Genomic DNA, 20,081 nt, shown 5'->3' with positions numbered 1-20,081 from the left:
TGTCCTTCGACGGTTCTCCATGACGGCTGTCCTGGTAGCCATCATGGCGCTGAGCGGAGCGCCCCAGGCCGTCGCATCGTCGAGGAAGCCGCCGAAATATGATCACATCGTTGTCGTGATCATGGAGAACCACACCTTTGAGCAGATTTCCCTGGCGCGACGAACTGCACCCTATTTGAACAGGCTGGCAAAGGGCGGCGCGCTGTTCGACCGATCCTACGGGGTTGCTCACCCCAGCCAACCCAATTACCTCGCGCTGTTCAGCGGCCTGACACACAATGTCCATGACGATGGCATGCACAGCTTGGCCGGACCGAACCTGGCCGCTCGTCTTCGGGCTCATGGCAAGACGTTTGCAGGCTACATCGAAGCCGGATCGCCGCGAAAACACAATCCCTGGGAATCGTTTGCGGATTCAAAGGGATTTGAGAGGCCTTTGGCGCAGTTCCCTCGCGACTATGCGAAGCTGCCATCCGTCAGCTTCGTAATCCCCAGTCTCGAGAATGACATGCATGATGGCACGATAGAGGCGGCTGACAGCTGGTTGAAAAGCCATCTTGGAGCCTACGCCGTGTGGTCGAAGAAGAACCGCAGCCTTTTGATCGTGACGTTCGATGAGGACGACTACCATGCAGCGAACCATATATTCACCGTATTCTACGGATTTGGAATTGAACGAGGGCGTTACGCTGAGAAGATCGATCACTATTCGGTCCTGCGGACCATTGAAGACATAGAGAGCGTACCTCCCCTGGGCACCAGCGCCATCAGATCGGTGATCGCTAGCGGATGGAACCGACGGTAGTTTTCCCACCGGACGTCTCCAGATGATCGTCCCCGGATAAGTCGGAAGCCATCATTTGTTGGCCTCCCTTGCCGTCCTCATTGGCTACGGCTAGAAGACCCGCCGCGAAACAATTTCGAGCTTCACTTTGCCTCAGTAACCGCCGGTCTCGTCAACTCCCCCGACACACTCGCATGGCGCCGCATCCGCGGTGCCTGTTTCATGTTTATGTGTTCTTCTGGGCGGCGGTTCGAGACCGGTTTGGCACTGCTGAACCGCTGTCGCGCGCTTTCCGCCAGCGACACCTGACTTCAAAATCTCCGCAGCTTACCGCCACGCCGCGCCCGCATGGGCATCTCGATCGTGCCGACCTGATGAACTTCCCGACGGGAAGGGCTTATCGGCATGCCTCTGCGCATCCACTGGGCGATCGCGCCCCAAACTGCACCTCAACCGTCGATCAACTGCAATCGCTGCGGCGGCCTGAAGGCCTATCGCTGCAGCGGAAAATTCCGCGTCAACGCCAACGGCAAACGCATCGACGTCTGGCTGATCTACCGCTGCGTCGACTGTGACAATTCCTGGAATTTCGGCATTTTCGAGCGCTGCAACCGCCGCGACATCGAACCGGCGCTGCTGCAGGCGCTTGAGAGCAACGACCCGGAGCTGGCGCGGCGCCATGCCTTCGACGTGGTCGCCCTGCGCAATCAGGTGGGGCGTATCGAGGAGTTTGCCGATGTTGCCGTGCACAAGCGATTGCTGGGCGGCGGCAGCGAGAGCGCGGCGGCCCTGGAACTCCAGCTCGGGCTGGAAATGCCGACATCGCTGCGGCTTGATCGTCTGCTCGCCAGCGAACTCGGCATCTCGCGCTCGCGGCTCCAGGCGCTGGAGGAACGCCGCCTGCTGGTCGTCGATCCGGATGGAGCCAAAGCCTTGCGCAAGCCTGCCCGCCAGGGAATGACGGTCCGGATCGACCTGGCCGGCGAGCCGGACCACGAGGCGATCATCAGCGCGGCCGGCGGGTAAACGAGAAAGGGGCGGAGCATTTGCTGCGCCGCCCCTTCGGACAATCGGAAATAGGAAAATTAAGCCGCGCCGACCACCTTGGACGACTTCTCGAAACGCTTGCGCTCGTTCGGATCGAGATAGAGCTTGCGCAGCCGGATGGTCTTCGGCGTCACCTCGACCAGTTCGTCGTCCTGGATCCAGGCCAGCGCGCGTTCCAGCGTCATGCGGATTGGCGGCGTGAGCTTGACCGCCTCGTCCTTGCCGGCGGCGCGGATGTTGGTCAGCTTCTTGCCCTTCAGCACGTTCACTTCGAGGTCGTTGTCGCGGGAATGGATGCCGATGATCATGCCCTGATAGACCTTGACGCCCGGATCGATGACCATCGGGCCGCGGTCTTCCAGGTTCCACATGGCGTAGGCGACCGATTCACCCTGCTCGTTGGAGATCAGCACGCCGTTGGTGCGGCCCGGCAATTCGCCCTTGTAGGGCTCGTAGGCATGGAACAGACGGTTCATCACGGCGGTGCCGCGCGTGTCGGTCAGGAGTTCCGACTGGTAGCCGATGAGGCCGCGTGTCGGCGCGTGGAAGACGATGCGCTGGCGGTTGCCGCCGGAGGGGCGCAGTTCGACCATCTCGGCCTTGCGCTCCGACATCTTCTGCACGACCACGCCGGCATGTTCCTCGTCAACGTCGATGACGACTTCCTCGACCGGCTCCAGCAATTCGCCATTCTCGCCCTTCTGCATGACGACGCGCGGGCGCGACACGGCGATTTCAAAGCCTTCGCGGCGCATCGTCTCGATCAGCACGGCGAGCTGCAATTCGCCTCGGCCGGAGACGAAGAACGAATCCTTGTCGGGCGATTCCTCGATCTTCAGCGCGACATTGCCTTCGGCCTCGCGCAGCAGGCGGTCGCGGATGACGCGGCTGGTCACCTTGTCGCCTTCGGTGCCGGCGAGCGGGCTGTCATTGACCAGGAAGGACATGGTCACGGTCGGCGGATCGATCGGCTGCGCATGCAGCGCCTCGATCACCGCCGGATCGCAGAACGTGTCGGCGACGGTACCCTTGGACAGGCCGGCGATGGCGACGATGTCGCCCGCCTGGGCTTCCTCGATCGGCTGGCGCTCGAGGCCGCGGAAAGCCAGGATCTTCGAGACGCGGCCGGTTTCGATCTGGGTGCCGTCATGGTGCAGCACCTTGACCGCCTGGTTGGCCCTCAGCGTGCCGCTCTCGATGCGGCCGGTGATTATGCGGCCGAGGAAGGGGTTGGCTTCCAGGATGGTGCCGATCATGCGGAACGGACCTGGATGGACGGTCGGCGCCGGCACATGCTTGATGACGAGATCGAACAGCGGCGCAAGCTGCTGGTCCTTCGGGCCTTCCGGATTTTCCGAAACCCAGCCATCGCGGCCAGAACCGTAGAGGATCGGGAAGTCGAGCTGCTCGTCGGTGGCGTCGAGGGCGGCGAACAGGTCGAACACCTCGTTGACCACCTCGACATGGCGGGCGTCCGGACGGTCGATCTTGTTGATGACGACGATCGGCTTCAGGCCGACCTTGAGCGCCTTGCCGACGACGAATTTGGTCTGCGGCATCGGGCCCTCGGCGGCGTCGACGAGCACGATGGCCGAATCCACCATCGACAGGATGCGCTCGACCTCGCCGCCGAAATCGGCGTGGCCGGGTGTGTCGACGATGTTGATGCGGGTGTCCTTCCAGTCGACCGAGGTCGCCTTGGCCAGGATGGTGATGCCTCGCTCCTTTTCCAGGTCGTTGGAATCCATGGCGCGCTCGGCGACGCGCTGATTGTCGCGGAAGGAGCCGGACTGCTTCAAAAGCTGGTCGACAAGGGTGGTCTTTCCATGGTCGACGTGCGCGATGATCGCGATATTACGGAGTTTCATGTTCTGGGTCTCGGAAGCGTTGCAGGCAGCAGGCCAAAGGCGCTGCCTCTTTCGGTTGCGCGGCTCATACAGGGTTTTTCGCAGTTGCGAAAGGGGAAGCGCGACACCAAATACTCATCAAATCTTAAGCATCTGCGTGTGAGATGATTTTGTTAACCAAGGCGGGAACCTTTCAGGGCCCGGGCAGTTCGAACGTCATGACCGATAAACTCAACCGATTTTGGCCCCTCATCGCCTCGGTGGCCTTTGCCCTGTTGCTGGCGGCCAACGCCGCGCAGTCCGCTGCGGCGCAGAAAGAGGCACGCCCGGTCCTGCCGTCCAATGCGCCGGCCGAACAGGTCTTCGCCGACGCGCCTGACGGCGTCGACCCGGTAGTGACCGGGCCGGTCACCGCCGCCTTCAAGCAACGCCAGGACGCCGCCAACTGCGATACCGCCGTCTGGCCGAACATTCCAATGGTCTGCTACCCGGATTGACGATTGCGAGCGTCTATGCCGATCGCACCGGATCGAGCGTGACCTTGTAGAGTTCGTTGTCGTCGCGATCCATCAGCCGCACGGTCATCTGTTCGCTGGCGCCGCTGATATCCACCAGCCCGAAGAACTGCAGGCCTGCCGATGGCGGCACGTTCTGTCCCTGTTCGGCGGTCGGCGCCTTGATGAACTTCAGCTCCGGACCGAAGGTCATATCGAAATCGTTCGGACCGAACGTGCCGGCATGGATTGGCCCCGAGACAAATTCCCAGAACGGATTGAAATCCTGGAACTGCGCCTTGTCGGGATTGTAGTAATGCGCGGCCGTATAGTGCACGTCGGCGGTCAGCCAGACGGTGTTGGTGATGCCGGCATTCTTGATGAAGCGCAAAAGGTCGGCGAATTCGAGTTCCCGCCCCCTAGGCGCGCCGTTGTCGCCATTGCTGACGGCTTCGGCGCCGGCCTTCTTGGCGGCATTGTCCCAGACGACGAGGCCGAGCGGCATGTCGGCGGCGATGATCTTCCAGGTCGCCTTGGAGTTGGCCAGTTCCCGCTTCAGCCACTTCGTCTGCTGCTCGCCGAGCATGCGTGACTGCGGCGTCATCTCCTCCTGCATGTCCGGGCCGTTCGGGCCGCGATAAGAGCGCATGTCGAGGAAGAACACGTCGAGCAGTGGGCCGTAGGCTATTTTGCGGTAGACGCGACCGGGTTCGGACGGTTCGTAGCGGATCGTCGTCATCTCATGGAAGGCGCGCGCCGCACGGGCCGCCAGCACATGGATGGATTTTTCCTTATAACGGTCGTCCGCGGTCAGATCCTTGGAATCCGACCAATTGTTCAGCACCTCATGGTCGTCCCATTGGTAGAAAGTCGGGCAGATTGCGCTGAGGCCCAGCACATTCCTGTCCATCATGTTGTACTTCCACTGGTCGCGATATTCGTCCAGCGTCTCGGCGACCTTACGCTTGCCGTCGATGACGACGACGTTCTTCCACTTGCCGCCGCCAGGCAGGTCCACTTCATCCTTCAGCGCGCCATCGGCATAGATGGTGTCCCCCGAATGAAGGAAGAAATCGGGCGTGTGCTTGCCGATCGTAGAATAGGTCTTCATGCCGGTCTCGTCGATGCCCCAGCCCTGGCCGGCGGTGTCGCCCGACCAGGCGAAGCGGACGTCGCGCTTCGAGGCTGGCGCTGTGCGGAAGCGGCCGACAATCGGCTCGGAAACGGCGTTGATGTCGGCGAGATCGGCCGCAATCATGCGATAGAAGATGTCCTGGTCGGCGGCGAGATCGGTGAGCAGCCGCTTCACCGTGTGGTCGCTGGCGGGCGAGGTATCGAGCGGCGCCTGCCGCGTCGCATTGGCGAAGCTTTCCGTCGACGAGACTTCGAACATGACGCGTGCCGGACGATCCGTGCGCGTCCACACCATGCCGCTGCTGGCATCGACATCGCCGGACTGGACACCATGCGTGAAGGCCGGACGCTGGCTCGCGCGGGAATAGTAGGGCAAGGCGAGGCCCGAGGCACCAAGCAGACCGGCAGCGCTCGCGGAGGTGACAAAGGCGCGGCGGGTCATCGAAAGCTTGTTCATGGCTGTCTCCTGGATGGCTTTGAACGTCGCCATCAAGGTCCGGCCTCAATGTTTCAGCCGCATCTCGGAACCATGAAGTTTTGATAACAGTGGACAGGCGGCTAGTCTCCCCCACGGAGGGGGAGATTAGCTTCTCAAGCCGCCTGCGGTTCCGGGTCGAATGCCGGCCGGCTGGTGTTGATCAGCAGCGAGATACAGGCCGCCGCGATCGCCGTCATGCCGGCGATCAGGAAGGCCAGTTCGTAATTGCCCTGCAGCTCGCGCATCGTGCCGCCGAAGGCGGCCGCTGCCGCGGCACCAACCTGATGGCCGGCGACGATCCAGCCGAACACGATCGGGCCGCTGCGGTCGCCGAACGCCTCGTTGGCGAGCCGCAGCGTCGGCGGCACGGTGGCGATCCAGTCGAGGCCGTAGAGCACGGCAAAGATGATCAGGCTGGTCGCCGAGAAGCCGGAATAGGGCAGGTAGATCAGCGACAGACCGCGGATGGCATAGTAGACGCCGAGCAGCTTGCGCGGATCGAAACGGTCGGTGAGCCAGCCTGACAGCGTCGTACCGATCAGGTCGAAAATGCCCATCATCGACAACAGGCCGGCGGCCTGCACCTCGCCGATGCCCATGTCGCCGCAGAAGGCGATCAGATGCGTACCAACCAGCCCGTTGGTGGTGAAACCGCAGACGAAGAAGGTGGCGAACAGGTACCAGAACACCCGCGTGCCGGCGGCGCGGCGCAGCGTGTTGAGCGTATGCGCCAGGAAATTGCCCTGCGATGCGGGCGATGTCGGCGGCACATCGTCGGCCTCGGCGCCATAGCGCACCATGCCGATCGAGGCCGGACGCTCCGGCACCAGCAGCCAGACCAGTGGCAGCAGACAGGCCGTGGCGACCGCGACGGCGGTGGCGACCGGCTTCCAGCCGCCCGATTGCGCCAGCGAGGCGAGCAGCGGCAGGAACACCAGCAGGCCGGTGGCGCTGGAGGCCGACATCAACCCCATGACCAGGCCGCGATTGGTCTTGAACCAGCGGTTGACGATGGTGGCGCCCAGCACGCTGGCGACGGCGCCGGAGCCGATGCCCGAGAAGACGCCCCAGGTGATGAACAGATGCCAGGGCTTGGTCATCAGCAGGCTGAGAGCGGTCGACCCCGACATCACCACCAGCGATGCGATCAGCGTGCGGCGCAGCCCGATCCGCTCCATCAGCGCGGCGGCGAACGGACCCGTCAGACCATAGAGCAGGATGCCCACGCCGGCGGCCAGCGAGATGACATCGCGCCGCCAGCCAAAACTGTTTTCCAGCGGCAGCATCATGACGGCGGGCGCCGAGCGCAGCCCGGCGGCGATTAGCAGACAAAGGAAGATGACACCGACCACCACGAAAGCGTAGCGCTGGCCAAACGGACGGGATTGAGCTATCATGTTACTGACCGGTACGTTGCAAGATGGGGACCTTTATACGTACCGATCGGTAACATTGTCAATCGAGTCTCATGATGCCAACCGACAAAAATGTTGAACTGTCCATCAGCAATGGTCATGCATCGGCGCCACCGAAGGCCGCCAAGAAGATTCTCGACGTGGCGTATGACCTTTTCTACCGGCGCGGCATCAGGGCGATCGGCGTCGACGAGATCGTCAAACGCGCGGGCGTCACCAAGCCCAGCCTCTATCGCAGCTTTCCTTCCAAGGACGAGCTGGCCGCTTCCTATCTTCGGCAATACGATCTTGAGTATTGGGAGCGTTTCGACGAGGCGGTCAAAGCCCATCCGGGCGACCCGCGCGCGCAGATCAAGGCTTTCCTGACCCGCATTGGCAAGCGCACGCAAGTGGCGGACTATCGCGGCTGCGGCATGACCAACGCGGCGGTCGAGTATCCCGACCACAGCCATCCGGCCCGCGTGGTGAGCGAGGCCAACAAGCAGGAACTGCGCCGCCGGCTGCGCGCCATGGCCGCCGCCATGGGCGCGCAAGACGCCGATACGCTGGGCGACGGACTGCTGCTTTTGATCGAAGGCGCCTATATCAGCGGCCAGCTCTTTGGCCTCGGCGGCCCCGCGCAGTCGGTGGCGGCGAACGCCGATCTGCTGATCGAAGCGAGCTTGAAGAAATAGCGTTTGGCGATACGTTGCTCCGGCCCGAACCGGAGATTGTCGTCATGCGTGCCATTCTGATCCCGCTTGCGCTTGCCGTCCTGTGTCAGGTGGCTCGTGCCGGCGACATATCCAGCGCCTATACCGACCTCGATTCGAAGAAGGATTGCGTGACCTATGCGCAGGCCGAAGAAGGCGATGGCGACTGGGCCGATCTCGCCTGTTCGGGCTATCGCGGCTACCCGGTGCTGATCGCCTATGATGACGCCCGTGAATCGCTGTTCTACGGCTTTCCGCCCGGCGGCGACATGACGTCCGTCTGGGAGAGTTTTTCAGGCTTCAATTCGTCCGCGGCCAAGGTGGAATGGCGCATCGAAACCAATGGCGACAAGGCTGTGCCCTTCGCCGTCATCCACCGCCGCACGATCAGCAATCCCGAGGATCAGAACAAGTCGACCGACGTATTGCTCGTTGCCAAGGTCGGCCAGATGGAGGCGCGGGAAGGCTGCACCATTGGCCTCGTGGCGGCCACCGGCAACCCGCGAGCCAACGACCAGGCGCGAAAACTCGCCGACGAGAAGGCGCGCACCTTCGCCTGCGGCAAGGACAGGCACACCGTCATCGGCAATGTCCCGGCTTTCGGCCGCGTGGATAACTGACCGCTCTAAGCTACTTGCTCGTCTTCGCCCGTTCGATCGCGTCGACTATCATCTTCTTGGCATATTTGGAATCGTGCCAGCCTTCGATCTTGACCCATTTGCCGGGCTCGAGATCCTTGTAGTGCTCGAAGAAGTGCTGCACCTGTTGGCGCGTGATCTCGGGCAGATGCGTGTATTCGGTGACGTTCTCGTAGCGCAGCGTCAGCTTCGGCGACGGCACGGCGATGACCTTCTCGTCCTGGCCGGCATTGTCTTCCATCACCAGCACGCCGATCGGCCTGACATTGATGACGCAGCCCGGCACCAGCGCGCGCGTGTTGCAGACCAGCACGTCGATCGGGTCGCCGTCGCCTGACAGCGTGTGCGGCACGAAGCCGTAATTGCCGGGATAGCGCATCGAGGTGTGCAGGAAGCGGTCGACGAACAGCGTGCCGGCCTCCTTGTCCATCTCATACTTGATCGGCTCGCCGCCGATCGGCACTTCGATGATGACGTTGACGTCTTCAGGCGGATTCTTTCCGGTGGCAATGGCTTCAATGCGCATGGCTTTGTCCCTCTCTCGGTTGGGGAGGAGATAGCGGGCGGCGCAGAATGGCGCAATGCGGCGAATCGTGTTCGCGGACATCAGCTGAGACGCGATGGCGCCCTACGCGTTCAATCATCGGCACAAGATATTTCAGCGTCGTGATTTCACGGGGATACGCACGGCGTACCGGCGTTGCTTTCCGCGATCATCCCTGGACGGTCATTCCCAGACGAAGGCGACCTTCTTCAGCGCTTTCTGCTCGAAGATCTCGACACCCTCGGCGACATCGCGGCCGCCGGCGCCGGCATAGAAGGCCAGCGCGCTCTGGTTGTCTTCCAGCGCCCACACCACCATGCCTTTCAGGCCGTGGTCGGCAAGACGCGCCCTGGCCGCCGAAAACAGCCGCCGGCCGAGACCGATGCCCTGATATTCCGGGCGCAGGTACAATTCGTAGATCTCGCCTTGCTGCTTGAGTTCCCGGGCGCGGTTCTTGCCGATCGTGGCATAGCCGGCGATGGTGCCGCCGATCTCGACGACCAGCACGGTGGCGGCGCGGCGAATCGCATTCGCCCACCAGTCGGCGCCGCGGCGGTTGATCATCGACGTCAGCGTACGGTGCGGAATGATGCCGGAATAGGCGCCGCGCCAGGCTTCCAGATGCACTTCGGCAATGGCGCCTGCATCGCGTGGGTCGGCTTTCCGGATGTCGATCGTCAGCGTATTCATGATTTGTTAACCATAAACCCGCATCGCCCGATTGCAAGAGTCCGGGCGGCCCGCCGGCCGCTTTCTCACAGCCGATCCTGACATTGCTGACATCGGGCAAAAGCCCGGAAACAGGCCGGACCGGCAAGTGAGCGTCTAGAGGCGGGCTTTCAAATTTCGACCAGATGGTCGTCCAGCTCGTTGATATCGCCCGAGGTGACCGGGAAATGCTCGGCCAGCACCGCCCCCACCTGCTCGATCGCGTTGACGAAGCCGTCGGCAAGCCGGTCGTCGCCGGCGTGCGCCGTCAGGTCACGCACCACGCTGTCCCAGACATGCTGGCCGACCTTGGCGTCGATACCCGAATCGGCGACCACCTCGGCATAGCGCTCGGCAATCGAGACGAAGATCAGCACGCCGGTGCGCGCCGTGGTGCGGTGGACGTTGCGGCCGAGGAACTGCTTGATCGCATTGGCGTGCGCGGCCTGATAGCGCAGCCGCCGTGGCACCATATGGATGCGCAGGCCGGGGACCGCCCACAACAGCGCCAGCACGCAGGCCAGCGCCAGCAATTGGGCGATGACGAAATGCGGCAGGCGGATGGTGAGCCACCATGCCTCCAACCCATAGGCGACGGCGAGGCTGACGACCAGCATGCCGAGCGTCGCCATCAAGGCGGCGGGGGCGAAATAGCCGTCGCTGGCATGGGCGACGACGCAGTAGATCTCGCCATCGGTCCTGGTTTCGGCGGCACGGATCGCGTCGGCGACGCGCTCATGATCCTGCGGGCTTATCGGTCGTGTTGCCATTGTCTCACCAGCTTCCTGAAGAACCGCCACCACCGGACGAGCCGCCACCGCCGGAGAACCCGCCGCCGCTGCTGCTCGACCCGGACGACCAGCCGCCGTCCGAGGAACCCGTCGTCCAGCCGCTGCCCGAGGAACCCGTCGTCCAGCCGCTGGAGCCAGACGATCCACTTGGCCCCCGGCCGTAACGAAACGTCATGCCCAGCCATCTATACACGCCCGGCGACAGCTTGGTGCCGAACATCGGCGGCAGGAACGCCATGGCCAGGCCGCCGAAGAACATCGTCGCCCACAGGATCAGGAACACCGCCACGATCGGGTCGATAGGGGTGCTGCTGTCGGCCGGATGGCGTTTGCCGCGTGCTTCCAGTTCCTCCGGATTGCCTTCCAGCACCATGACCATGTCGTCGACGGCTTTGCTGATGCCACCGGAGAAATCGCCGGCGCGGAACGCCGGCACCATGTCGTTTTCGATGATCAGCTTGGTGTGCAGGTCGGTCAGCGTGCCTTCCAGCCCATAGCCGACCTCGATGCGCATCTTGTGGTCGTTCTTGGCGACCAGCAAAAGCACGCCGTTGTTCTCACCGGCCTGGCCGAGTTTCCAGAAGCGGAACAGCCGGTTGGCATAAGGCTCGATCTCCTCGCCGTCGAGGCTGGGAATGGTCGCCACGACGATCTGGTCGGAGCCCTTTTTCTCGAAATCCGCGAGCTTCTGCGTCAGCGCCGCCCTGGTCCCGGCATCGATGATGCCGGCATTGTCGACGACGCGGCCGGTCAGGACAGGCAGCTCGGCGGCGAAAACCGCGAAGCAGGACAAAAGCAGCGCCAGAGCGGCCAGGACGGCGTGGATCGCCGGGTTGAAATGGCCGGGCCTCGGCAGACGGATGGTTCGTGTCGCCATGCCGTCACCAGCTTCCCGAGGAGCCGCCGCCGCCGGACGAACCGCCGCCACCTGAAAAGCCGCCGCCGCCACCGCCCGAGGACCAGCCACCACCGGAACTGCCGGAGGACCAGCCGCCACTTGAGGAGCGCCGGCCTGGCTCGAAGGTCATGCCGAGCCAGCGATAGCGTCCGGGCCCGAGCTTCTGGCCGAAGATCGGCGGCAGGATAGAGGCGGCGATGCTGCCGAAGAAGATGATCGCCCAGATGCCGATGAAAATGGCGAAGAACAGGTCGTCGGAATTGAACGGCGCCTCCTGGTTGCGCTTGCCGCGCGCTTCCAGTTCCTCCGGATTGCCTTCCAGCACCATGATCATGTCGTCGACGGCTTTGCTGATGCCACCGGAAAAATCGCCGGCGCGGAAGGCCGGCACCATGTCGTTTTCGATGATCAACCTGGTGTGCAGGTCGGTCAGCGTGCCTTCCAGCCCATAGCCGACCTCGATGCGCATCTTGCGGTCGTTCGGCGAGACCAGCAGCAGCACGCCATTGTTCTCCTTGGCCTGGCCAAGCTTCCAGAAGCGGAACAGCCGGTTGGCATAGGGCTCGATCTCCTCACCACCGAGGCTGGGAATCGTCGCCACGACGATCTGGTCGGAGCCCTTGGTCTCGAAATCGGCGAGTTTCTTTGTCAGCGCCGCCCTGGTGCCGGCATCGATGATGCTGGCATTGTCGACGACGCGGCCAGTGAGCGCCGGCAGGTCCGCGGCGATGGCGGCTAGGGGAAGAAAAAGGAGGCTGGCAAGAAGGCCAAGAAGGGTGAGGTAAGTGCGGGGTGTTTGCACGCCAGCGGTCCGTCTTTTCGCGGGACTTATTCCGATGACAGTCGCCGTTCACCCGCCCTGCTTCGTGCCGAAATCGACCTTCGGCGGCTGCATCTTGTCCTCGTCGACGGTGAAGTTGGCGAAGGGCTCGTTGCCGCGGAACCAGAAGGTCGCCCACAGCACCGACGGGAAGGTCTTCAGCGTCAGATTATAGTCCCTGACCGCCTGGATGTAGTCGCGCCGCGCCACCGCGATACGGTTCTCGGTGCCCTCGAGCTGCGCCTGCAGCGCCAGGAAATTCTGGTTGGCCTTGAGGTCGGGATAGGCCTCCGACACCGCGATCAGCCGTGACAGCGCGCTGGTCAGCCCGGCCTGGGCATCCTGGAACTTCTTGAGGGCTTCGGGATCCTTCAGCGTATCCGGCGTCACCGTGATCTGCGTCGCCTTGGCGCGCGCTTCGACCACCGCGTCCAGCGTGTCCTTCTCATGCGAGGCATAGCCTTTGACCGTCTCGACCAGATTGGGGATGAGGTCGGCGCGGCGCTGGTACTGGTTCAGCACCTCGCTCCAGGCCGCCTTGGCGTTTTCCTCCGCCGTCGGGATCGTGTTGTAGCCGCAGCCGGCCAGCAGCGGCAGCACGATTGCCATCATCAGGAAGGCGGGCAGCGTGCGGAATGTCGATGGTCGAGCAAGGCGCTGGGCAAGCATGATGGGGTCCCTCGATAGAAGTTGCATGCGAAGCATTACCACAATCAGCGCGCAAGAAAACGGCCTCGGCCTCTGGACCAGCGACGGCCAATATCGTCTTCCGCAAGGCCCTGTGATTGGCCGCGCGAACGCGATAAGGTCCGGTCAAAACGGGACATCATCATGGCGCAACGCCCGGACAGCGACAGGGAATCGCGACGCATCCTTGAGCGCGTCGCGCAGGAGACCGATCCGGCGGGCGCCTCCTTTGTGGCGCGGACGACGAAAGGCGTGCGCGACCATGTCGCCGCTGCCGATGTCGACCGCACCGACCCGATCGAGGTCTGGGGCACGCGCATTGGCCGGATACTCGGCCTGCTTCTGGCGCTGGGCCTGATGGTCTGGCTCGTGCTTTTCCTAACCCGGGGCAGCTAGGAATCAAAAAACAATGAGCGCCGAAAAACCCGACGCGCCGCGTGCGGTCATCGTCATCTCCAGCCATGTCGCCCGCGGCTCGGTCGGCAACCGCGCCGCCGTCTTTGCCTTGGAGACACTAGGCTTTCCGGTCTGGGCGGTGCCGACGGTCATCCTGCCCTGGCATCCCGGCCATGGGCGGGCGACGCGGATCGTGCCGCCGCTCGACCAGTTCAAGGCGCTGATGGCAGATCTGGAGCGCGCGCCATGGCTGGGCGAGGTCGGCGCGGTTCTGTCGGGCTATCTCGGCGAGGCCGGCCAGGCCGAGGCCGTCGCCTCGCTGGTCGCCGCGGTGAAGGCCAGGACGCCCGATGCCGTCTATATCTGCGATCCGGTGATGGGCGATTCCAGCGGGCTCTATGTGCCCGAGCCCACGGCCGCCGCCATGCGCGACCGGCTGATGCCGATCGCCGACATCGCGACCCCCAACCGCTACGAGCTGGAATGGATGGCCGGCGCGCCTTTGCCCGATCTGAAATCGGTGATCGCGGCAGCACTCCACGCCGGACCGTCGACGATGCTGGTCACGTCGGCGCAGTCGATGATGATTGGCGGCACCGGCAATCTGCTGCTCGACGGCACCCAGGCGCTGCTGGCCGAACATCGGCTGATCGACAAGCCGCCGAACGGGCTGGGCGACCTGACGGCGGCCGTGTACCTCGCCCGCATCCTTTCCGGCCAGCCGCCGATCAAGGCGCTGCAATCGACCACTGCGGCGGTGTACGAGATCCTGGCGCGCACGGCAAAACGCGGAGGCGACGAGCTGCAGCTCGAAACCGATGCGCAGAGCCTGTCGCACCCAATGGCCATGGTGCAGCTGCGCCATCTCACGCATCCGGGGCGGGACCGCCGGGCGTGACTCCGGCCGGGGTCGTGCTCGTCGGCGCCGACGGCTGCAAGGCCGGCTGGATCGCTGTGCGGCGCAACCCCGGCTCAGCACCCTCGGTTGAAATCTTCCCCAGTTTCGCGGCGCTGCTTGCGGCAACTCCCGACGATGCGATTGTCGCCGTCGACATGCCGATCGGCCTGCCCGAATTCTCCAGCAAGGGCGGCCGCGGACCGGAGGCGCTGGTCAGGCCGCTGCTCGGGGCACGCCAGTCCAGCGTGTTTTCGATCCCGTCCCGCGCAGCACTCTATGCCGACACGAGCGACTTCACCACAATCGAAGCCTGGTATGCCGCGCATGGCAGGGCAAGCGAGGTGGCAAGGGCGACATCCGATCCGCAGCGCGGCGTTTCGATCCAGGCCTTCGGCATCTTTTCGAAGATCCGCGAGATCGACGCACTGCTGATCGCGCGGCCCGATCTGCGCGGCCGCGTCTTCGAATCGCATCCGGAAGTCGCCTTCTGCCGCCTGAATGGCGACCAGGCCATGCAACTGCCGAAGAAGATCAAGGGCAGCGTCAATCCAGCCGGCATGGCGGAACGCAAGGCGCTGCTTTGCCAGCACGGCTATGCCATGGAGTTCCTCGACCAGCCGCCGCCGCGTGGCGCCGCCGCCGACGATTTCCTCGATGCGGCGGTCATGATGCTGATCGCCGGCCGCATCGCCAGCGGCAGTGCGAAGCCATTTCCCAACCCGCCACTCGCTGACGGTTTTGGCATACCGGTCGCGATCTGGGCATGACAATGTCGGCGGATGTCCCGCTTATGTGCATGGCGTTTATAGCCAGCCCCCACAATTCTGCATTGCTCGCAAAGGGCTTTTGCCGCTAGAGGCTTTCTCGACCGCAACGAGCTGCCGCCTCCAACCCCGGAAAGGCCTTAGCCGCCCATGCCTCATCTTCCCGATCACCTCCTCGCCGGCTATCGCAATTTTATGAATGGCCGCTATCTCACGGAGAGCGGCCGCTATCGCGAACTCGCCCGCGAGGGGCAGGCCCCTGAGACGATGATCGTCGCCTGTTGCGACTCCCGCGCGGCCCCCGAGGCGATCTTCGACGCCGGGCCGGGCGAACTCTTCGTGCTGCGCAATGTCGGCAATCTGGTGCCGCCCTACGAGCCCGACGGCGAGTTCCATTCGACCTCGGCGGCGCTCGAATTCGCGGTGCAGAGCCTCAAGGTCAAGAACATCGTCGTCATGGGCCACGGCCGCTGCGGCGGCATCCGCGCCGCGCTCGACCCCAATGCCGCGCCGCTGTCCCCCGGCGACTTCATCGGCAAATGGATGAGCCTGATCGCGCCAGCCGCCGAAACCGTCTCCTCCAGCACCTTCATGACGGCGGCGGAGCGCCAGACAGCGCTCGAACGCATCTCGATCCGCTATTCCATCGCCAACCTCCGGACCTTCCCTTGTGTCTCGATCCTCGAGGGCAAGGGGCGGCTGTCGCTGCATGGAGCCTGGTTCGACATTTCGACCGGTGAGCTCTGGGTGATGAACAAGGAAACCGGCGATTTCGAGCGGCCGGTGCTGGAATGAAGGGAAAGGCGCGCCCGGTGAGGAACGTCCGGTCGGTCGTCTTCACCGCCGCCGCATTGCTGATCGCGATCGTTGCGGCGCGCGCCGATGACGGCGCCATCATCAGCCGCTGGTATTCGGCGCTGCTGGTCGCCGACCGCACCGAACTCGCCGACCTGCTTGCCGACGACGTCCGCATCAAGCTCGAAGACCTCGGCATCGTCCAGAGCAAGCAGGAGTTCATCGCCGCGCTCGCCGAATGGAAAGGCGCGGTTGCCGGCGCCGCGATCCGCCACCGCATAGAGAAGAGCGAGGGCGGCATCACCACCGTGATCGCCTGCTACGACTTCCCCGACAATGACATGCTGATGCAGGAAACCTTCGCGGTGGCCGACAACCGCATCACCGCCAGCTCGCAGGCGGCCATCGCCGAAAACTGCGAAGCGTATTGAGGCGGGTCGGCCAACTGCCATATTGCGGGCCCGCGGACCGCGCCCTACATCGGTGACACCCTCCTCCTTGACGCCAGCGAAAGACCCTTCATGTCCTCCACGAAAACCGTCGACCTCGCCGCCCATCCGCTGACCGCGTGGCAAGGGCCGCTCGGCCTGCCCGACTTTGCCCATATTGGCGACGGCGATTTCTCCCCGGTCTTTGACGCGGCGCTGACGGCGCATGAGGCGGAGATCGATGCGATCGCCGGCAACAAGGACGCGCCGACGATCGAGAACACGCTTGCCGCGCTGGAACTCGGCGGCGAGGCGCTCGATCAGGTCTCGTCGATCTTCTGGTGCCGCGCCGGCGCCTACACCAACGAGACCATCCAGGCGCTGGAGCGCGACATCTCGCCGAAGATGTCCAGGCATTTTTCGGCGATCTCGATGAACGAGAGACTGTTTGCCCGCATCGACGACCTCTACCAGCGCCGCGAGAGCCTCGGCCTCGACGCCGAAACCCTGCGGGTGCTGGAGAAGACCTGGAAAGGTTTTGTCCGCTCCGGCGCCAAGCTCGATGCCGAAGGCAAGAAGCGGCTGGCCAGGATCAATGAGGAGCTGTCGTCGCTCGGAACGGCTTTCGGCCAGAACGTGCTGGCCGACGAGCGCGACTGGGCGCTGTTCCTCGACGAGGCCGATCTCGCCGGTCTGCCGGATTTCGTCCGGAGCTCGATGGCCGAGGCGGCCGAGATGCGCGGCCAGAAGGGGCGTTACGCCGTCACTTTGTCGCGTTCGATCTACGAACCGTTCACGACCTTCTCGGAACGCCGCGACCTGCGCGAGATCGCCTTCAAAGCCTTCACCATGCGCGGCCAGAATGGCGGCGCCTCCGACAACACCAACGTCGTGCGCGACATGCTGAAACTGCGCGCCGAAAAGGCCAGGCTGCTCGGCTACGCCTCCTTTGCCGCGCTGAAGCTCGACGACACCATGGCCAAGACGCCGAAGGCGGTGCACGACCTGCTCGACCCCGTCTGGGAAAAGGCGCTGGAAAAGGCCGCCGCCGACCAGAAGGAATTGGAGCGGCTGGCGGCGGAAGCCGGCAGCAACGAAAAATTCGCCGCTTGGGATTGGCGCTTCTACCAGGAGAAGCTGCGTGCGGAAAAATTCGCCTTCGATGAGGCCGAGCTGAAACCCTATCTGCAGCTCGACCGGGTGATCGACGCCTGCTTCGACGTCGCGACCAAACTGTTCGGCATCACCTTCGAGGAGAAGAAGGGCATCGTCGCCTGGCACCCCGACGCGCGAGTCTTCGTGGTGAAAAACGCCGATGGCAGCGAGCGCGCACTGTTCCTCGCCGATTATTTCGCGCGGCCCTCGAAGCGTTCCGGCGCCTGGATGAGCGCGCTGAAGTCCGGCTATAAACTGGGCCACGGCTCCAAGCCGGTGATCTACAACATCATGAACTTCGCCAAGCCGCCGGCAGGCGAGCCGGCGCTGCTGTCGGTCGACGAGGCGAAGACGCTGTTCCACGAATTCGGCCACGCGCTGCACGGCATGCTGACCGACGTCACCTGGCCGTCGGTTGCCGGTACTTCGGTCAGCCGCGATTTCGTCGAACTGCCTTCGCAGCTCTACGAGCACTGGCTGACGGTGCCGGCGGTGTTGGAAAAGCACGCGCTGCACGTCAAGACCGGCAAGCCGATGCCGAAGGCGCTGCTCGACAAGATGCTGGCCACGCGCACCTTCGGCGCCGGCTTCGCCACCGTCGAATTCACGTCTTCCGCCTTGATGGACATGGCCTATCACGCCCGGCCCGATGCCCCGGCCGAACCGCTTCGTTTCGAAGCCGAAACGTTGGCAAAACTCGACATGCCCGACACCATCGCAATGCGCCACCGCACCCCGCATTTCGGCCATGTCTTCTCGGGCGACGGCTATTCGGCCGGCTACTATTCCTACATGTGGTCGGAAGTGCTCGACGCCGACGCCTTTGCCGCCTTCGAGGAGACCGGTGATCCCTTCAACCCGGCGCTGGCCGAGCGGCTGCGCAAGAACATCTACGCCGCCGGCGGCTCGAAGGACCCGGAAGAGCTCTACACGGCCTTTCGCGGCAAGATGCCGTCGCCGGAAGCGATGATGGAGAAGCGCGGATTGGTGTGATTAACCGATCTCCCTCCTCGTGGGGGAGATGGCCGGCAGGCCAGAGGGAGGCGCTGTCCCGCCGGCGTCTCGGTCGACCATAGTCCCGCCGATCCCCGGTCAGTTTCCTGCTCACCCAAGCTAAGCGAGGTCGTGATCCTTCGCGCCCCCCTCTGCCCTGCCGGGCATCTCCCCCACAAAGGGGGAGATTATCAGCGCCACGGATCCTCCACTCGCGGCCACACCGGCCGTGTCAGCTTCCTGTAATCGGTCACCGCCGGATTACTCGGATACGAACTCGGCGCCGTGACGTAGATGATCTCCGCCGCGATCGGCTCGAAGCCGGCATAGAAATGGTTGGTCGACTTGATCAGCAGCATGTCCTTGGCCAGCGGATCGACGCCGATGTTGGAAAAAATGTCCGGCTCGAAAGTTTGCGTGCGGTTGGTGTTGAGGATGATGTCGACCTCGGTGCCTTCGATGCGAATCAGCGCGGCCGGCCCGAGCGTCACCCGACTCGGCCCGAAACTCTGCCAGCCCTCGGCAACGGCTTTCAGCACCTTGATGCGGGCGTCGATCGGTTCGCCCGCCTGCGGCCCGGCCTTGCCGCCGAAACGCAGGTCGATGACGGCGCCCTCGCCCGCCGCCAGGCAGAAGGTCACCGCGATCGGATCCCAGATCGTCGCCACGCCGAATTTGTCGAGGCCACGCGCCAGCATCTGGCGCAGCACGTAGGTGCCGTCGCCGGGAACGCCGCCGCCGGGATTGTCCCAGATGTCGGCGATGACCACCGGCTTGCCGGTATTCTCTGCGCGCACGGCCAACGCCCGGTCGATGCTGTCGGCGGTATCGAGCATCGTCATCGCCGTCTTTTCGCGCAGTTCGTAGAGCTCACGTCCCAGGCGCTCCGCCAGTGCGTCGCCCCTGGCCTTGTCATTGTCGGTGACGACGAGGATGCGCGTGCCCATTTCCGGCACGTCGGCGGCCATGAAGCCGTGGATGACGGAAACCGACAGCACGCCGTCCTTGCCGTGCAGCGCCTTGATGCGGTCGACGAAGGAGCGCATCGGTTCACGGCTGGTCGGCAGCACCTGGATCATCCGGCAGTCGAAGGTCGAGATGACCGGCTTGATCTCGCCGCGCGCGGCGGCCAGCCCCAGCTCGACGACATGCTCGCCGCGTTCGTAGAAATCGGTGTGCGGGAATTCGAGGAAATAGGCCATGATGTCGCACGCCGCCACGCGCTTGGGCGTCAGATGGCTGTGCGGATCGAACTCGCAGGCGATCACCACGTCAAGCCCGACAATCCCGCGCACACGTTCCAGCAGATCGCCTTCGCAATCGTCATAGCCTTGCGCCACCATGGCGCCGTGCAGCCCGAGAATGACCGCATCGACCGGCAGTGCCGCCTTCAACTGATCGAGAATCTCATCGCGCAGCGCCTCGAAGGTCTGCCGCTGCACCAGGCCGCCGGGCTCGGCCCAGGTCGCGGTGCCTTCGATCACGGTCAGCCCTTCTTTGGCCGCGCGCCGGCGCAAGGCGACGATCGGCGAAGAGCACAGCGTCGGCGTCTCCGGATGCTTGCCCGGTCCGGCATAGAAGGCCATCTCGAACGAGGCCCGGTCTGTCGGCACCGGCGAAAAGGTGTTGGTTTCCGTCGCCAGCGAGGCGGTGAAGATGCGCATGAAAGCTCCGC

The 20,081-nt window shown here is 64.0% G+C and carries 21 protein-coding genes; 11 read left to right on the top strand and 10 right to left on the bottom strand.

The features are described from left to right. Positions 1-19: 19 nt before the first annotated feature. Both ACWGS8_RS00510 and ACWGS8_RS00505 read left to right on the top strand, forming a co-directional pair. The gene (locus ACWGS8_RS00510; RefSeq protein ID WP_454579114.1) at positions 20-805 is read left to right on the top strand and encodes an alkaline phosphatase family protein; all 786 of its coding nucleotides are present in this window, start codon (positions 20-22) and stop codon (positions 803-805) included. 378 nt (positions 806-1,183) lie between these two features. Beyond that, complete coding sequence (locus tag ACWGS8_RS00505) at positions 1,184-1,810, top strand: DUF1062 domain-containing protein (protein WP_454580099.1); 627 nt, start codon at positions 1,184-1,186, stop codon at positions 1,808-1,810. A 59-nt stretch (positions 1,811-1,869) separates the two neighbouring features. Here ACWGS8_RS00505 and typA read toward each other — a convergent pair whose 3' ends face one another. Continuing rightward, the gene (typA, locus tag ACWGS8_RS00500; protein WP_454579113.1) at positions 1,870-3,699 is read right to left on the bottom strand and encodes a translational GTPase TypA; all 1,830 of its coding nucleotides are present in this window, start codon (positions 3,697-3,699) and stop codon (positions 1,870-1,872) included. Between the two features lie 197 nt (positions 3,700-3,896). On the opposite strand from typA, the gene ACWGS8_RS00495 reads away from it, so the two are divergent. Continuing rightward, complete coding sequence (locus tag ACWGS8_RS00495) at positions 3,897-4,175, top strand: hypothetical protein (protein WP_454579112.1); 279 nt, start codon at positions 3,897-3,899, stop codon at positions 4,173-4,175. A gap of 13 nt (positions 4,176-4,188) precedes the next feature. Here the strand turns inward: ACWGS8_RS00495 and ACWGS8_RS00490 are convergent, their stop codons facing one another. Together ACWGS8_RS00490 and ACWGS8_RS00485 are read right to left on the bottom strand one after the other, a co-directional pair. Further along, the gene (locus tag ACWGS8_RS00490) at positions 4,189-5,763 is read right to left on the bottom strand and encodes an alkaline phosphatase D family protein (protein WP_454579111.1); all 1,575 of its coding nucleotides are present in this window, start codon (positions 5,761-5,763) and stop codon (positions 4,189-4,191) included. A gap of 134 nt (positions 5,764-5,897) precedes the next feature. After that, entirely contained in the window at positions 5,898-7,181 is a 1,284-nt protein-coding gene (locus tag ACWGS8_RS00485) for an MFS transporter (RefSeq protein WP_454579110.1), read from the bottom strand. 74 nt (positions 7,182-7,255) lie between these two features. On the opposite strand from ACWGS8_RS00485, the gene ACWGS8_RS00480 reads away from it, so the two are divergent. Both ACWGS8_RS00480 and ACWGS8_RS00475 read left to right on the top strand, forming a co-directional pair. Then, positions 7,256-7,873 (top strand): TetR/AcrR family transcriptional regulator, encoded by a 618-nt coding sequence (locus ACWGS8_RS00480; protein WP_454579109.1) that lies wholly within the window; start codon positions 7,256-7,258, stop codon positions 7,871-7,873. Between the two features lie 44 nt (positions 7,874-7,917). Next, a complete protein-coding gene (locus tag ACWGS8_RS00475; RefSeq protein ID WP_454579108.1) occupies positions 7,918-8,511 on the top strand; it encodes a hypothetical protein in 594 nt (197 codons plus the stop codon). Between the two features lie 10 nt (positions 8,512-8,521). Here the strand turns inward: ACWGS8_RS00475 and ppa are convergent, their stop codons facing one another. The 6 genes from ppa to ACWGS8_RS00445 all read right to left on the bottom strand — a co-directional run bounded on the left by ppa (position 8,522) and on the right by ACWGS8_RS00445 (position 12,959). After that, positions 8,522-9,055 (bottom strand): inorganic diphosphatase, encoded by a 534-nt coding sequence (ppa, locus tag ACWGS8_RS00470; protein WP_454579107.1) that lies wholly within the window; start codon positions 9,053-9,055, stop codon positions 8,522-8,524. Between the two features lie 201 nt (positions 9,056-9,256). Next, complete coding sequence (locus ACWGS8_RS00465; protein WP_454579106.1) at positions 9,257-9,763, bottom strand: N-acetyltransferase family protein; 507 nt, start codon at positions 9,761-9,763, stop codon at positions 9,257-9,259. 149 nt (positions 9,764-9,912) lie between these two features. Continuing rightward, positions 9,913-10,551 carry a TPM domain-containing protein gene (locus ACWGS8_RS00460; RefSeq protein WP_454579105.1) on the bottom strand — a complete coding sequence of 213 codons (639 nt, stop codon included), beginning with the start codon at positions 10,549-10,551 and terminating at the stop codon, positions 9,913-9,915. Positions 10,552-10,555: 4 nt separating this feature from the next. Further along, positions 10,556-11,449 carry a TPM domain-containing protein gene (locus ACWGS8_RS00455; RefSeq protein ID WP_454579104.1) on the bottom strand — a complete coding sequence of 298 codons (894 nt, stop codon included), beginning with the start codon at positions 11,447-11,449 and terminating at the stop codon, positions 10,556-10,558. A gap of 4 nt (positions 11,450-11,453) precedes the next feature. Then, positions 11,454-12,272 (bottom strand): TPM domain-containing protein, encoded by an 819-nt coding sequence (locus ACWGS8_RS00450; protein ID WP_454579103.1) that lies wholly within the window; start codon positions 12,270-12,272, stop codon positions 11,454-11,456. A 48-nt stretch (positions 12,273-12,320) separates the two neighbouring features. After that, entirely contained in the window at positions 12,321-12,959 is a 639-nt protein-coding gene (locus tag ACWGS8_RS00445) for a LemA family protein (RefSeq protein ID WP_172348005.1), read from the bottom strand. A 162-nt stretch (positions 12,960-13,121) separates the two neighbouring features. Between ACWGS8_RS00445 and ACWGS8_RS00440 the strand changes: the two genes are divergently transcribed. The 6 genes from ACWGS8_RS00440 (at position 13,122) to ACWGS8_RS00415 (ending at position 18,406) form a co-directional block, all read left to right on the top strand. After that, positions 13,122-13,373 carry a hypothetical protein gene (locus ACWGS8_RS00440; RefSeq protein ID WP_454579102.1) on the top strand — a complete coding sequence of 84 codons (252 nt, stop codon included), beginning with the start codon at positions 13,122-13,124 and terminating at the stop codon, positions 13,371-13,373. A 13-nt stretch (positions 13,374-13,386) separates the two neighbouring features. Next, the gene (gene pdxY / locus ACWGS8_RS00435; protein ID WP_454579101.1) at positions 13,387-14,271 is read left to right on the top strand and encodes a pyridoxal kinase PdxY; all 885 of its coding nucleotides are present in this window, start codon (positions 13,387-13,389) and stop codon (positions 14,269-14,271) included. Beyond that, positions 14,268-15,038 carry a DUF429 domain-containing protein gene (locus ACWGS8_RS00430; RefSeq protein WP_454579100.1) on the top strand — a complete coding sequence of 257 codons (771 nt, stop codon included), beginning with the start codon at positions 14,268-14,270 and terminating at the stop codon, positions 15,036-15,038. The genes pdxY and ACWGS8_RS00430 overlap by 4 nt, the downstream gene beginning before the upstream one ends. A gap of 147 nt (positions 15,039-15,185) precedes the next feature. Beyond that, entirely contained in the window at positions 15,186-15,830 is a 645-nt protein-coding gene (locus ACWGS8_RS00425) for a carbonic anhydrase (RefSeq protein ID WP_010912207.1), read from the top strand. Beyond that, a complete protein-coding gene (locus ACWGS8_RS00420) occupies positions 15,827-16,261 on the top strand; it encodes a nuclear transport factor 2 family protein (protein ID WP_454579099.1) in 435 nt (144 codons plus the stop codon). Before ACWGS8_RS00425 ends, ACWGS8_RS00420 begins: the two co-directional genes overlap by 4 nt. A 90-nt stretch (positions 16,262-16,351) precedes the next feature. Next, complete coding sequence (locus ACWGS8_RS00415) at positions 16,352-18,406, top strand: M3 family metallopeptidase (protein ID WP_454579098.1); 2,055 nt, start codon at positions 16,352-16,354, stop codon at positions 18,404-18,406. A 191-nt stretch (positions 18,407-18,597) separates the two neighbouring features. Here ACWGS8_RS00415 and ACWGS8_RS00410 read toward each other — a convergent pair whose 3' ends face one another. Continuing rightward, positions 18,598-20,070, bottom strand: a complete 1,473-nt coding sequence (locus ACWGS8_RS00410; protein ID WP_454579097.1) for a M81 family metallopeptidase — start codon at positions 20,068-20,070, stop codon at positions 18,598-18,600. Positions 20,071-20,081: the final 11 nt, after the last annotated feature.

The organism is Mesorhizobium sp. 43Arga (assembly GCF_053714255.1).
This window is presented reverse-complemented; position numbering and strand designations above follow the sequence as displayed.